The sequence below is a fragment of the Trichlorobacter sp. genome (genome assembly GCF_034008105.1).
Taxonomy (GTDB): Bacteria; Desulfobacterota; Desulfuromonadia; order Geobacterales; family Pseudopelobacteraceae; genus Trichlorobacter.
In genome coordinates, this window is record NZ_JAVEPN010000021.1 from 1 (window position 1) to 13,599 (window position 13,599).

Annotated in this window: 7 protein-coding genes, 2 tRNA genes and 3 rRNA genes; all 12 read left to right on the plus strand. The window is 56.4% G+C overall.

Annotated elements, in window-relative coordinates:
- Positions 1 to 245: ribosomal RNA gene (locus RBQ93_RS11465) — 16S ribosomal RNA — on the plus strand; the annotation flags it as partial.
- A 144-nt stretch (positions 246 to 389) separates the two neighbouring features.
- Positions 390 to 466: transfer RNA gene (locus tag RBQ93_RS11470), tRNA-Ile, on the plus strand.
- An 8-nt stretch (positions 467 to 474) separates the two neighbouring features.
- A tRNA-Ala gene (locus tag RBQ93_RS11475) sits at positions 475 to 550 on the plus strand.
- Between the two features lie 120 nt (positions 551 to 670).
- Positions 671 to 3,627: ribosomal RNA gene (locus RBQ93_RS11480) — 23S ribosomal RNA — on the plus strand.
- Positions 3,628 to 3,774: 147 nt separating this feature from the next.
- Positions 3,775 to 3,891 (plus strand): 5S ribosomal RNA (rrf, locus tag RBQ93_RS11485).
- 151 nt (positions 3,892 to 4,042) lie between these two features.
- Positions 4,043 to 6,235, plus strand: coding sequence for an Rne/Rng family ribonuclease (locus RBQ93_RS11490; RefSeq protein ID WP_320372257.1), 2,193 nt, complete (start codon positions 4,043 to 4,045; stop codon positions 6,233 to 6,235).
- A 68-nt stretch (positions 6,236 to 6,303) separates the two neighbouring features.
- A complete protein-coding gene (gene lysS, locus RBQ93_RS11495) occupies positions 6,304 to 7,782 on the plus strand; it encodes a lysine--tRNA ligase (protein WP_320372258.1) in 1,479 nt (492 codons plus the stop codon).
- An 8-nt stretch (positions 7,783 to 7,790) separates the two neighbouring features.
- Positions 7,791 to 9,047 carry a lipoprotein-releasing ABC transporter permease subunit gene (locus tag RBQ93_RS11500; RefSeq protein ID WP_320372259.1) on the plus strand — a complete coding sequence of 419 codons (1,257 nt, stop codon included), beginning with the start codon at positions 7,791 to 7,793 and terminating at the stop codon, positions 9,045 to 9,047.
- Complete coding sequence (locus RBQ93_RS11505; RefSeq protein ID WP_320372260.1) at positions 9,040 to 9,732, plus strand: ABC transporter ATP-binding protein; 693 nt, start codon at positions 9,040 to 9,042, stop codon at positions 9,730 to 9,732. Before RBQ93_RS11500 ends, RBQ93_RS11505 begins: the two co-directional genes overlap by 8 nt.
- Positions 9,729 to 11,993 carry an outer membrane protein assembly factor BamA gene (gene bamA, locus RBQ93_RS11510; protein WP_320372261.1) on the plus strand — a complete coding sequence of 755 codons (2,265 nt, stop codon included), beginning with the start codon at positions 9,729 to 9,731 and terminating at the stop codon, positions 11,991 to 11,993. The genes RBQ93_RS11505 and bamA overlap by 4 nt, the downstream gene beginning before the upstream one ends.
- Positions 11,994 to 12,020: 27 nt before the next feature.
- Positions 12,021 to 12,539 carry an OmpH family outer membrane protein gene (locus RBQ93_RS11515; RefSeq protein ID WP_320372262.1) on the plus strand — a complete coding sequence of 173 codons (519 nt, stop codon included), beginning with the start codon at positions 12,021 to 12,023 and terminating at the stop codon, positions 12,537 to 12,539.
- An 18-nt stretch (positions 12,540 to 12,557) separates the two neighbouring features.
- On the plus strand, positions 12,558 to 13,598 hold the full coding sequence (lpxD, locus tag RBQ93_RS11520) for a UDP-3-O-(3-hydroxymyristoyl)glucosamine N-acyltransferase (protein ID WP_320372263.1): 1,041 nt from the start codon (positions 12,558 to 12,560) through the stop codon (positions 13,596 to 13,598).
- Position 13,599: the final 1 nt, after the last annotated feature.

Consider the following 13,599-nt stretch of genomic DNA (forward strand, 5'->3'; position numbering starts at 1 on the left):
GTTCGGATTGGAGTCTGCAACTCGACTCCATGAAGTTGGAATCGCTAGTAATCGCGGATCAGCATGCCGCGGTGAATACGTTCCCGGGCCTTGTACACACCGCCCGTCACACCACGGGAGTCGATTGGTCCCGAAGTACGTGAGCTAACCCTTTTGGGAGGCAGCGTCCTAAGGAATGGTCGGTGACTGGGGTGAAGTCGTAACAAGGTAGCCGTAGGGGAACCTGCGGCTGGATCACCTCCTTTCTAAGGAGCTAACAGCCACGAGCTGTCAAGCTGACCTAGGTCAAACCTGCAATCATCTGCTATCTGGTTTTGAGAGACTGAACGAGTCTTCCTTGTTCTTTTTTAAAACTTACGTGTCGTGAATCGTGGAAACGATGACCGCAAGGGCTTGTAGCTCAGTTGGCTAGAGCACACGACTGATAATCGTGAGGTCGCTGGTTCGAGTCCAGCCAGGCCCACCAGGTTTATCGGGGGTGTAGCTCAGTTGGGAGAGCGCCTGCCTTGCAAGCAGGAGGTCATCGGTTCGATCCCGTTCACCTCCACCAGATTCTTTGGGCGATCTTAGGGTCGCTCTTTGATACTGATCTTTGACAATTGCATACTGGAGTAATGTCGTAAAGGCGAAGTAAATACGCGGTAGTATTGATTCAATTTCAGTTTTTTATGGTCAAGCTACAAAGGGCGTACGGTGGATGCCTAGGCAGAGGAAGGCGATGAAGGACGCGGTAAGCTGCGAAATTCCTCGGGGAGCCGCTAAACAGGCTTTGATCCGGGGGTGTCCGAATGGGGAAACCCTCCAGAGGTTATGCTCTGGAATCGTGTGGTGAATACATAGCCACATGAGGCGAACGCGGGGAACTGAAACATCTAAGTACCCGCAGGAAAAGAAAACAAAAGTGATTCCGTCAGTAGTGGCGAGCGAACGCGGACTAGCCCAAACCAGAAGTACTTCGGTACTTCCGGGGTTGTGGGGCCTCAACGTGGGATTGATGATTGGTAGATGAAGGCTCTGGAAAGTGCCGCCATAGTGGGTGATAGCCCCGTAATCGAAACCAAGATTCACCCTAGAGGAACCCCGAGTACCGCGGGACACGAGAAATCCCGTGGGAATCTGGGAGGACCATCTCCCAAGGCTAAATACTAACCTCTGACCGATAGTGCACTAGTACCGTGAGGGAAAGGTGAAAAGTACTCCGATGAGGAGGGTGAAATAGAACCTGAAACCGTATGCCTACAAGCAGTCGGAGCACCATGTATATCAGGTGTGACGGCGTGCCTTTTGCATAATGAGTCAGCGAGTTACTCTTACTAGCGAGGTTAAGTTCATAGAACGGAGCCGAAGCGAAAGCGAGTCTTAACTGGGCGTCTAGTTAGTAGGAGTAGACCCGAAACCGGGTGATCTATCCATGTCCAGGGTGAAGCGAAGGTAACACTTCGTGGAGGCCCGAACCCACTGGCGTTGAAAAGCCAGGGGATGAGGTGTGGATAGGAGTGAAAGGCTAATCAAACTCGGAGATAGCTGGTTCTCCCCGAAATATATTTAGGTATAGCCTCGGGATTTAAGTGATGGGGGTAGAGCACTGAATGGGCTAGGGGCCTCACCAGGTTACCAAACCCAACCAAACTCCGAATACCATCAACGTACATCTCGGGAGTCAGACGGCGGGTGATAAGATCCGTCGTCAAGAGGGAAAGAGCCCAGACCGTCAGCTAAGGTCCCCAAATCCATGCTCAGTGGAAAACGATGTGGAAATGCCCAGACAACCAGGAGGTTGGCTTAGAAGCAGCCATCCTTTAAAGAAAGCGTAATAGCTCACTGGTCGAGTGGGTCTGCGCGGAAAATGTAACGGGGCTCAAGCATGGTACCGAAGCTACGGACTTATATTTCAGAATATGAGTGGTAGGGGAGCATTGTGTAAGCCTGTGAAGGTCGATCGCGAGAACGGCTGGAGGTATCACAAGAGATTATGCTGACATGAGTAGCGAAAATGCGGGTGAGAAACCCGCACACCGTAAACCCAAGGTTTCCTACGTAAAGGTAATCTGCGTGGGGTTAGTCGGTCCCTAAGGCGAGGCCGAAAGGCGTAGTTGATGGGAAACAGGTTAATATTCCTGTACCTCTGGTTACTGCGATGGGGGGACGGAGAAGGGTAGGCCATCCAGGCGCTGGTTGTCCTGGTTCAAGCGTGTAGGCTGAGAAGGCAGGTAAATCCGCTTTCTTGTTAAGGCTGAGACGTGATGACGAGAGCGTATGCTCACAAAGTGGTTGATCCCATGCTTCCAAGAAAAGCCTCTAAGCTTCAGGTAACTTGAGACCGTACCGTAAACCGACTCAGGTGGGTGAGGAGAAAATCCTAAGGTGATTGAGAGAACACTGGTTAAGGAACTCGGCAAAATGACACCGTAACTTCGGGAGAAGGTGTGCCTCCACTAGGTCTAGCGATTTGCACGTGAAGCCGAAGGAGGTCGCAGAGAAATGGCGGTAGCGACTGTTTACTAAAAACACAGGACTCTGCTAAGTCGTAAGACGATGTATAGGGTCTGACGCCTGCCCGGTGCCGGAAGGTTAAGGGGATTTGTTAGCCGCAAGGCGAAGCTTTGAACCGAAGCCCCGGTAAACGGCGGCCGTAACTATAACGGTCCTAAGGTAGCGAAATTCCTTGTCGGGTAAGTTCCGACCTGCACGAATGGCGTAACGATTTCCGCGCTGTCTCAACCAGTGACTCAGCGAAATTGAATTCTCGGTGAAGATGCCGAGTACCCGCGGTAAGACGGAAAGACCCCGTGAACCTTTACTACAGCTTGACAGTGACCTTCGGAATAGCTTGTGTAGGATAGGTGGGAGACTTTGAAGCTGGCACGCCAGTGTCGGTGGAGTCGTCCTTGAAATACCACCCTGGTTGTTTTGGATGTCTAACCTGGGCCCGTCATCCGGGTCGGGGACACTGTCTGGTGGGTAGTTTGACTGGGGCGGTCGCCTCCCAAAGAGTAACGGAGGCGCGCGAAGGTTCCCTCAGCCCGATTGGAAACCGGGCGTAGAGTGCAATGGCATAAGGGAGCTTGACTGCGAGACCCACAAGTCGAGCAGGTACGAAAGTAGGTCATAGTGATCCGGCGGTTCTGTATGGAAGGGCCGTCGCTCAACGGATAAAAGGTACTCCGGGGATAACAGGCTGATCTCCCCCAAGAGTTCACATCGACGGGGAGGTTTGGCACCTCGATGTCGGCTCATCGCATCCTGGGGCTGAAGTAGGTCCCAAGGGTTTGGCTGTTCGCCAATTAAAGCGGTACGCGAGCTGGGTTTAAAACGTCGTGAGACAGTTTGGTCCCTATCTACCGTGGGCGCAGGATATTTGAGAAGAGCTGTCCTTAGTACGAGAGGACCGGGATGGACGTACCTCTAGTGTTCCAGTTGTCACGCCAGTGGCAGTCGCTGGGTAGCTATGTACGGAACGGATAACCGCTGAAAGCATCTAAGCGGGAAGCCTCCTTCAAGATTAGATATCCCTGGGTGTAACAACCCCTGAAGGCCCGTTGTAGACCACAACGTTGATAGGCCGGGTGTGTAAGTGCAGTAATGCATTCAGCTGACCGGTACTAATCGGCCGTGAGGCTTGACCATAAAAAAATAAAGGCAAGGGGGTGGTAACCCACCCCCGAGCCCATAAATTTGATCAATCTAAAGCGTAAAAACATCGCCAATACAAAACTCCAACATGCAATTGAAACCGATCCGGCAACGGTCAACAAGACCAATGCTGAAATAGTTTCTGGTGGCTATGCCGAGGGGGCCACACCCGTTCCCATCCCGAACACGGAAGTTAAGCCCCTCAGGGCCGATGATACTGCACGGGTAGCTGTGTGGGAAAGTAGGTCGCCGCCAGAATTAATAACCAAACGCCCCGCTCCTCAATTCGAGAAGCGGGGCGTTTGCGTTTTAAAGTTGTATACCGTAGTACGTTGCTTTTTCTTGGCTTTAGACGCGGCAAACGGTATACTTCTGCGAATTTGTACCCCGCAATCTGAAAGGAACAACTATGAGCAGAAAGATGCTGATTAACGTCATGCATCCCGAAGAGGCCCGGGTGGCGATCGTGCAGGAAGGTCGCCTGATGGATCTGAATATTGAGATCAGTGGCAAAGAGCAGACCAAAGGCAATATTTACAAAGGGGTGGTGCTGCGGGTCGAGCCGGGCCTGCAAGCGGCCTTTGTGGATATCGGCCAGAAAAAGCCCGGCTTCATCCAGATGGGTGATCTGCACCCCAATTTCTGGCAGTGGCGGGACGATGTGCCGGTGGAGGAGCGCAAGCGTCGCCCCCGTATTCAAGAGGTGCTGCGCCGGGGGCAGGAGCTGATTGTGCAGGTCGAAAAGGATGCCCGCGATATGAAGGGGGCAGCCCTGACCAGTTATCTGTCGCTGCCCGGCCGCTATATGGTCTTGATGCCCGGTGACGACGCAGCCGGTATCTCCCGCAAGATCGAGGACAACTCGACACGCAAAGAGCTGAAGGCACTGGTGGCGGACCTTCAGGTGCCTGAGGGCTACGGCTATATCGTGCGGACCGAGGCCGTGGGCCGTACAGCGGATGAGCTCAAAAAAGATCTGGAATACCTGGTGGGGGTTCATGAGCGGATACAGCAACAAGCCGCACAGATCAAGGGACCCGCAGAGATCTATCATGATGCCGGCGTCATCCTGCGCACCCTGCGTGACTACTTTTCCGATGATATCGATGAGGTGCTGGTTGATGATAAGGCCGCCTACCAGCAGGCGATTGACTTCTTTAAGGAGTTGATGCCCGGTTGTGAAAAGCTGGTCAAGCTGCACAAGGAGAAGCGGCCGATCTTTTCCAAATACCAGCTGGAGGAGCAGATCGACCAGTTGTACGAAAAACGTGTGCCATTGCCGTCGGGCGGTTCCCTGATCATTGAGCCGACTGAAGCACTGGTTTCGATTGACGTCAACTCCGGCAAGTCCAGTGGCGAGCGGGGCGTTGAGGATACCGCCTATAAGACCAACCTGGAGGCTGCCGCCGAGGTGGCCCGTCATCTGCGGCTACGCGACCTGGGTGGTCTGGTGGTGATCGATTTTATCGATATGCGCGAAACCAAGCACAACAAAGAGGTGGAGCGGACCCTCAAAGAGGCCCTCAAGATGGATAAGGCCCGAGTCAACCTGGGGCGTATTTCACAATTTGGCATGATGGAGATGTCTCGCCAGCGGATCGCCAAGAACATTAACGACGCCATCCATCTGGAGTGTCCCCACTGTGAAGGGCGTGGACGGGTCAAGTCGGTGGAGGCTATGGCGCTCTCGTTCCTGCGCAAGGTACATGGGGCCGCCGCCAAGGGACAGGTGGCCGAGGTGCGTGGTGGTCTGCCGTTGGAGGTAGCCTACTTCCTGCTGAATCGTAAAAAGCGTGATCTGGCCCAGATTGAAAACGATTACGAGATTGTGGTTACGGTCAAGGGCAAGCCATCCTTCCTGCTGAACCAGCTGGAGCTTGAGGTCATCAAGCGCGAAAAGGGCGAGCAGGACGACCAGCCGCTGGTTTCTTTAGAGCCGGCACTGAGTAGTGACGAGCCTGGTGAAGCAGTGCCTGTGGCTGCAACGGCTGAAGGTGGCGCTAAGAAGAAACGTCGCCGCAAGAAGAAGAAAAAGCCAGCCGGCACTGATCAAACAGTGCAGCCGGCCGGTCAGGAGCAGGATGCCGCTGACGAGTCGCCGACAGATCATCAGCAGGAGCCAGCGGAGACCAAAACCGGTGGCTCGGAGGCAGAGCCGGCTAAGAAACGTCGTCGCTCCCGTTCCCGCAAAAAGCCGGGCACGCCCAAAGAAGGCGCAGTTGCAGATGCGACAGAAGCACAGCCTTCCAGCGTTGCCGATGCCCCCGTAACCAAGCCGGATGCGCAGGCGTCACCAGCAGCAGAGGCCACCCCTACGAAAAAGGCAGGCAGGAGCCGTGCAAAGAAGGTACAACCGGAAGCAGCCGCCGCAGCGCCGGTTGAGGCCGTTGCCGCTGCAGAACCAGCGCCGCCCAAAGCGCGTCGTTCACGCAGCACCGCTGCCAAGAAAAAGGCCGCTGTCGTTGACGATCAGGGCGTGCCGTTGACAGCGGAATCACCTAAGCCTGAAGCAGCACCGAAAAAGGCGGCTGCCAAGCCCAAACGGGCACCGTCCAAACGTTCGGCAAAGGCCGCCAAACCCGCTGAGATAGCAGAAGAATAGCTTGACGCGTCCGTTTGGCTGGGCTACTTTCTCAGTTTATTTGCAGCTCTGAAAGGTACTAGAAGACCATGGAAGAATTGAGTGAACTGCTGTTACAGCGGCGGCGTAAGGTCAACGCCCTCTGGACGGCCGGCATCAACCCCTATCCCAACGATTTCAAGCCTGCCCATACTGCCGCTGATGTGGTGGAGCAGTACGGTTCGGTTGAGCAGATCGACGCACCGGATGTCGAGTTCGTGCTGGCTGGCAGGATCATCGCCCGCCGTTCATTCGGCAAGGCCGCTTTTATCCAGATTCAGGACCGCAGCGGACGGATTCAGGTCTATGTCCGTAAGGATGATCTCAGCGAAGAGGCATTTGCCCAGTTTGAGTCCTTTGACATCGGCGACATTATCGGCGTTGCCGGCTTCCCGTTTCGCACCCAGAAGGGCGAGCTGTCGGTTCATGCGCGCATGGTGCGGCTGCTGGTTAAATCCTTGCTGCCGCTGCCGGAAAAGTTCCACGGCCTGACCGATGTGGAGACCCGCTACCGCCAGCGTTATGTTGACCTGATCGTCAACCCGGAGGTGCGCGAGATTTTTATCAAGCGTTCCCGGATTGTTAACCTGATCCGTCAGTTTATGACCTCTCGTGATTTCCTTGAGGTTGAGACGCCGATGATGCAGCCGATCCCCGGTGGCGCCACGGCTCGCCCGTTTGTGACCCACCACAATGCCCTGGATATGGAACTGTTCCTGCGGATTGCCCCGGAGCTGTACCTGAAACGTCTGGTGGTGGGAGGTTTCGAGCGGGTTTTCGAGATCAACCGCAACTTCCGTAATGAGGGGATCTCGGTTCGTCACAACCCCGAGTTTACCATGATGGAGTTTTATCAGGCCTACGCCACCTACGAGGACCTGATGGACTTCACCGAAGAACTGTTCTGTCATGTGGCCCAAGAGGTGTTGGGTACGCTTGACTTTACCTATCAGGAGCTGGCCATCAGCTTCCAGCGCCCCTGGCGGCGTTTGACGGTAAAGGAAGCGATCCTGGAGTATGGCGACATCGAGCAGAAGCAGCTGGAGGACCGTGATCTGGCACTGGCCTACGCCCGCAGTATCGGCCTGGACCTGCCGGATGAGATCGGCTATGGCAAGCTGATCATGGAGATCTTTGAAGAGGTTGCTGAACACAAGTTGATTCAACCCACCTTTGTAACCGCCTATCCCACAGAGGTCTCGCCGCTCTCGCGCAAAAACGATCATGATCCGTACATCGTTGATCGTTTTGAGCTGATGATCGGCGGCCGTGAGATCGCCAACGCCTTTTCCGAGCTGAACGACCCGGTGGATCAGAAGGAGCGCTTTCTGGCCCAGGTGGCTGAGAAGGACAAAGGGGATGAAGAGGCGCACTACATGGATGAGGATTATGTGCGTGCTTTGGAATACGGCCTGCCGCCGACGGCCGGCGAGGGGATCGGCATCGACCGCCTGGTGATGCTTTTGACCGACTCGGCCTCGATCCGTGACGTGATCCTGTTCCCGCAACTGCGTAAAGAGGCGAAATAGACTTGTCCATGCCGTTCGAACTCCTGATCGGGTTGCGTTACCTCAAGGCCAAGCGCAAGTCCACCTTCATCTCGATCATAACCTTTATCTCCACTGCCGGTGTGGCGCTGGGGGTTATGGCGTTGATTGTGGTGCTGGCGGTGATGACCGGCTTTGAGCGCGATCTAAAGGAAAAGATCCTCGGTACCAATGCCCACCTGGTCGTAATCCGTAGCGGCGCAGCGATGGAAAACTATCGCGGGACCATGGAACGTCTCAAACAGTTGCCTGGTGTGCAGGCCGCTACACCGTTCATCTACAACCAGGTCATGCTCTCCACCGGACGCAATGTGTCCGGCGTGGTGCTGCGGGGGATCGAGCCGGAAACTGACCGCGAGGTGACCCGACTGTCACGCTCGCTGGTGCAGGGCGGCATGACCCTCCTTGATCCGCAGCCCGGTAGCGGGCCTGAGCCGGGTATCCTGATCGGGCGCGAACTGGCACGCCACTTGAATCTTGCCCTGGGAGACCGGGTAAATGTGGTTTCGCCCACCGGCAGCATCACCCCGCTGGGGATGATGCCAAAGCTGAAACCGTTCCGGGTGGTGGGCATCTTCAATACCGGCATGTTCGAGTATGACTCTACCCTGGCCTATGTCAGTCTCGGCCAGGCCCAACGCTTCTTCGACCTGGGCGACACCGTGACCGGTGTGCAGCTGAAGGTGGCCAATGTCTACGGCACCACCGAACTGGCCCAGCGGATCAACCGCGAATTCGGCCCTGAGCTCTACGCGCGGGACTGGATGCAGATGAACAAGAACATCCTGTTTGCGCTCAAGACTGAAAAGGTGGTCATGTTCATCATCCTGACCCTGATCGTGCTGGTGGCGGCCTTCGGCATCGCCTCAACCCTGTTCATGGTGGTGATGGAAAAGGCCCGCGATATCGCCATTCTGAAGGCGATGGGGGCTCGCTCGCTCAGTATCATGAAGATCTTTGTGTTGGAAGGGCTGATCATCGGCATCGTGGGCACCGTGCTGGGGGTGTTGTCCGGTCTGCTGATCGCCCACAATCTGGAGTTGATCATCGATCTGGTACAAAAGCTGACCGGCAAGAACTTCTTCAGCAAGGATATCTACTACCTGGATCACTTCCCCTCCCAAGTGGTGGGCTCTGATGTGCTGATGATCTCGATCACGGCGGTAGTGATCTCGTTTGTGGCCACCCTCTATCCGGCCTGGCAGGCTTCAAAGATGTTGCCGGCGGAGGCGCTCAGGTATGAGTAACCTGATCTCGCTTAGCGGGCTCTGCAAGAGCTACAACATGGGCAGCTCGACGGTGGAGGTGCTGCGTGGGATCGATCTGGAGATCGAGGCCGGCACGACAACGGCATTGATCGGCGCCTCGGGCGCCGGCAAGAGTACCCTGCTGCACATCCTAGGGGCCCTGGATCGCCCCAGTAGCGGTTCGGTGAGCTACAAGGGCGAGGAGCTGTTCCGTCGTTCAGAGCAGCAACTGGCCGATTTCAGAAATCGTAGCATCGGTTTTGTGTTCCAGTTTCATCACCTGTTGCCGGAATTTACCGCCCTGGAAAACGTGCTGCTGCCGGCCCTGATCAACCGTCAGCCACGAAAGGATGCAGAGCAACAGGCCCGGCAGCTTTTAGAACAGGTCGGCCTGGGGCACCGTCTGCAGCATCGCCCTGGTGAGCTTTCCGGTGGCGAGCAGCAGCGGGTGGCCATTGCCCGCGCCTTGGTGCTGGGCCCTGAACTGCTGCTGGCCGACGAACCCACCGGCAACCTGGACATGAAGACCAGCGAGGCGATCCACGAGCTGCTGGCCCGCTTGCAGCAAGAGACCGGCATTACGCTGGTGGTGGTAACCCATAATGAACGTCTGGCCGCCGGCATGGGACGAGTTGTCCGTCTGGTGGATGGTAGTATTGACTACGCTGCCCTGGAGGGTGTGTGACCAAGTATCAGTACCTGAAGATCGCCGTGGTGGCACTGCTGTTGATGAACAGCGAAGCTGTTTACGCTGAAAGTGACACGGTCAGTGAGGTAGTGGTGCGCGGCAACCGGCGCATCGATTCCGCTGCCATACTGAATGCCGTTAGCAGCAAGGCGGGTGAGCGTCTCGACAGCGATCGCACCGACGCAGATATCCGCTCCATCTTTAACCTGGGCCAGTTCCGTGATGTGCAGGTCAGCACTGAACCGGGCAACGCCGGCCTGGTACTGGTCTTTTCGGTGGTGGAAAAGCCGATCATTCGTGAGGTGCGCTTTGAAGGCAACGAGGCGCTCAAGCAGGAAAAACTGCTGGAAGGTCTGCCGATCCGTCGCAACGCCGTGTTCTCGCAAAAAGATCTGGATGCTGCCGTTCTCAAGCTGACCAAGCAGTACCAGGATGAAGGCTACTACCTGGTGCAGGTGCAGCCCCGGGTTGAACAGCGCTCCGACACCGAATACCTGGTGACGCTGCAGATCGCTGAAGGCAACAAGATCCGGATCAGCACGATCAGCTTCGAAGGCAACACGGCCTTTTCTCCCCGCAAGTTGCGCGGGGTGATCGAGACCAGCGAAGAGTGGTTCATGTCGTGGTTGACCGGTGCCGGTACCTACAAGGAAGAGGTGTTGCGCAACGATGCCCTGCTGATCGCCGACCACTACATGAACAACGGCTATATCAACGTCAAGGTGGGGGAGCCCAAGGTCAAGCTGTCCGAAGACCGGGAGTCACTGGAGGTGCTGGTCTCGATCACTGAGGGTGACCAGTACCGGATCGGTTCCATCGCCTTCTCCGGTGACGTCCTGTATCCCGAGGCAGAGATCAGGACGAAGCTGAAGAGCGAGGTGGGTGAGGTCTTCAGCCGCAAGAATCTGCGGGAGGACATCGGCACCCTGACCGACATGACCGCCGACAAGGGCTACGCCTTCAACAACGTCAACCCACTGACCAAGCAGGATCAGGAAAAGAAGCAGCTGGAGCTGACCTTTGATGTGGAGAAGGGCGATCTGGTCTATATCGAGCGGATCACCATCGCCGGTAATGGCAAGACCCGTGACAAGGTAGTGCGGCGCGAGATGCGGCTTCTGGAAGGCGAACTGTACAGCGCCACCGGCTTCAAGCGTAGCAAGCAGAACCTGATGAACACCGGCTATTTTGAAGAAGCCAACGTGGCCAGCGTCAAGGGCAGCAGCGCTGACAAGCTGAACATCAACGTGGACCTGAAGGAGAAGGCCACCGGCGCCTTCACCATTGGCGGCGGCTACAGCTCGCTGGACGGCATGATCCTGCAGGGCTCGATTTCCCAGTCCAACTTCCTGGGCCTGGGGCTCAAGGCCAACGCCTCGGCCTCGCTGGGCGGCAGTTCCAACACCTATTCGGTCGGCCTGACCGACCCCTACTTCCTGGATAGCAAATGGACCCTGGGGGCTGATATCTACCGTTCTGAACGGGAGTGGGATGACTACTACCTGCGACGCACCGGTTTCGACATCAAGGCCGGTTACCCGATCAGCGATTATGTCGGCACTTTCCTGATGTACAAGTACGAGATGAAGGATGTGTACGAGTACACTGATGCGTGGAAACAGGCCCACGACCAATATGGCAACGACCTGTATCCGATCGGTCAGTCAACTACCAGTGCGATCTATGCCAGCATCACCCACAACAATACTGATTACCGTTTCGATCCCTCCACCGGCATGGTCAACTCCTTCTCGCTGGAGTACGCAGGCCTGGGGGGCGATAACAAGTACGTACGTGAGGTCTTAGACAATACCATTTACTATCCGCTGTGGTGGAAGTTCGTGGTCTCTACCAAACTGGTGTTGGGAGCGGTGCAGGAAGCTGGCGGCAAGGTGCCGCTGGATGAACGCTTCTACCTGGGAGGTATTGGTACCCTGCGGGGCTATGAGGCCAGGACTATCGGTGAAAGAGATCAGTTTGGCAACTATATCGGCGGTGAAAAGGAACTATTCGGCAACGTAGAACTGAAATTCCCGTTGTTGTCGGAGTTTGGGGTTAAAGGGGTGGCCTTTTTTGACTACGGCAACGCCTGGGACGGCGGCTTCAGGCCCCCCAAGGTGCTGATGAGCTATGGCGGCGGCATCCGCTGGGCCTCGCCGATGGGTCCGCTACGTCTTGAATACGGTATCCCGATCAACCCCAACCCTGGTGAGAGCACGTCAGGGCGATTTGAATTCGCAATCGGTAGTATGTTCTAGCATACAGTAAGCTAAAGGAGACGAACCATGAAGCGCGTGATGATGGTGGTAATGATGCTGGCGATGATGACTGGTGCCGCCTGGGCTGCCGAAGGCAAGTTCGGCTATATCGATATGCAGCGTGCCCTGAACAGCTCGGAGGCCGGCAAGGATGCCAAGCAGCAGTTGCAGGTCAGGCTGAAGGGCTACCAGGACCAGATCAACGCCAAGCAGGATGAACTGCAGAAGCTGAAGGGTGACCTGGAGAAGCAGGGTGTGGCCTTAAGCGAAATAGCCCGAGCTGCCAAGGAAAAGGATTACCAGCAAAAACTGAAGGACTTCCAGCGTTTTACCAAAGACGCCGAGGAAGACCTCCAGGCCCGTGATGGCGAGTTCACCAAAAAACTGGTTGAGGCCATGAGCAAGGTGGTCAACGAGTATGGCCGTAAAAACGGCTATACGATCATCTTTGATGCCCGTGGCGCCGGCATGTTGTACGCCGACCAGAAGGCTGACCTGACCGAAGAGGTGATTAAGGCCTTTAACGCCAGCAATCCGAAAAAATAATTGAGGGGCTGTGTTGCCATGATCCAGACCAAAACCCTGCAGCAACTGGCAGACTACCTGGGCGGCACCGTGCGCGGCGATGCAACCTTGACGGTGAACGGCCTGGCCCCGTTGGAAACGGCCGGACCGGACAAGGTTACCTTTCTGGCCAACCCCAAGTACGCCGCCAAGGTGGCGGAGACCAGGGCCGGCGCGGTGTTGATGGCGCCGGGCGGCGAGGCCTACGGCCGCAACGTGATCGAGCTGGACAATCCGTATCTGGGCTTTGCCAAGCTGCTGACCCTGTTTTATACCGCAGCACACCCGCCGTTGGGAGTGATGCCCGAGGCGGTGATCGGCACCAATGTCACCCTGGGCGAGGGGATCAGTATCTATCCTGGCGCGGTGGTCGGCAACAATGTCACCATCGGTGACCGGGTGGTGATCCATCCTGGTGCGGTGATCTACGATGGCGTTACTATCGGCGACGACAGTGTGATCCATGCCAATGCCGTGGTGCGGGAGCGTTGCCGTCTGGGCAAGCGTTGTAAGCTGCAGCCGGGGGCCGTGATCGGCAGCGACGGTTTCGGCTATGCCCCGGATGGGCCTTCCTATTATCCAATTCCCCAGATCGGCATTGTGGTACTGGAAGACGATGTCGAAATCGGCGCCAACAGCACGGTTGACCGGGCCGCCCTGGAGGTAACCCTGATCAAGCGCGGCACCAAGCTGGACAACCTGGTGCAGGTGGCCCACAACTGCCAGATCGGCGAGGATTGCATGATCGTCTCCCAGGTGGGGATTGCCGGCAGCAGCAAGATCGGCAACCACGTGACCCTGGCCGGTCAGGTGGGGGTGGTGGGCCATGTCAGTATTGGCGACAATGTGATCGTAGGCGCCCAGGCCGGCGTGCCCAGCGCCTTGGCCCCCAATGCCTACTATAGCGGATCGCCGGCCATGCCCCACAAAGACTGGCTGCGGGTGATGGGTGTGCTGCCCAGGCTGCCTGATATGCGAAAAAAAGTAAGCGAGTTGGAGAAAAAAATAGCCGCCCTTGAGGCCCGGCTGGCAAAGGAGTAAG

Bases quoted from the DNA above. Each gene is read 5' to 3' on its own strand.
- RBQ93_RS11490 (WP_320372257.1), top strand. From the start codon at position 4,043: ATGAGCAGAAAGATGCTGATTAACGTCATGCATCCCGAAGAGGCCCGG.
- lysS (WP_320372258.1), top strand. From the start codon at position 6,304: ATGGAAGAATTGAGTGAACTGCTGTTACAGCGGCGGCGTAAGGTCAAC.
- RBQ93_RS11500 (WP_320372259.1), top strand. From the start codon at position 7,791: ATGCCGTTCGAACTCCTGATCGGGTTGCGTTACCTCAAGGCCAAGCGC.
- RBQ93_RS11505 (WP_320372260.1), top strand. From the start codon at position 9,040: ATGAGTAACCTGATCTCGCTTAGCGGGCTCTGCAAGAGCTACAACATG.
- RBQ93_RS11515 (WP_320372262.1), top strand. From the start codon at position 12,021: ATGAAGCGCGTGATGATGGTGGTAATGATGCTGGCGATGATGACTGGT.
- lpxD (WP_320372263.1), top strand. From the start codon at position 12,558: ATGATCCAGACCAAAACCCTGCAGCAACTGGCAGACTACCTGGGCGGC.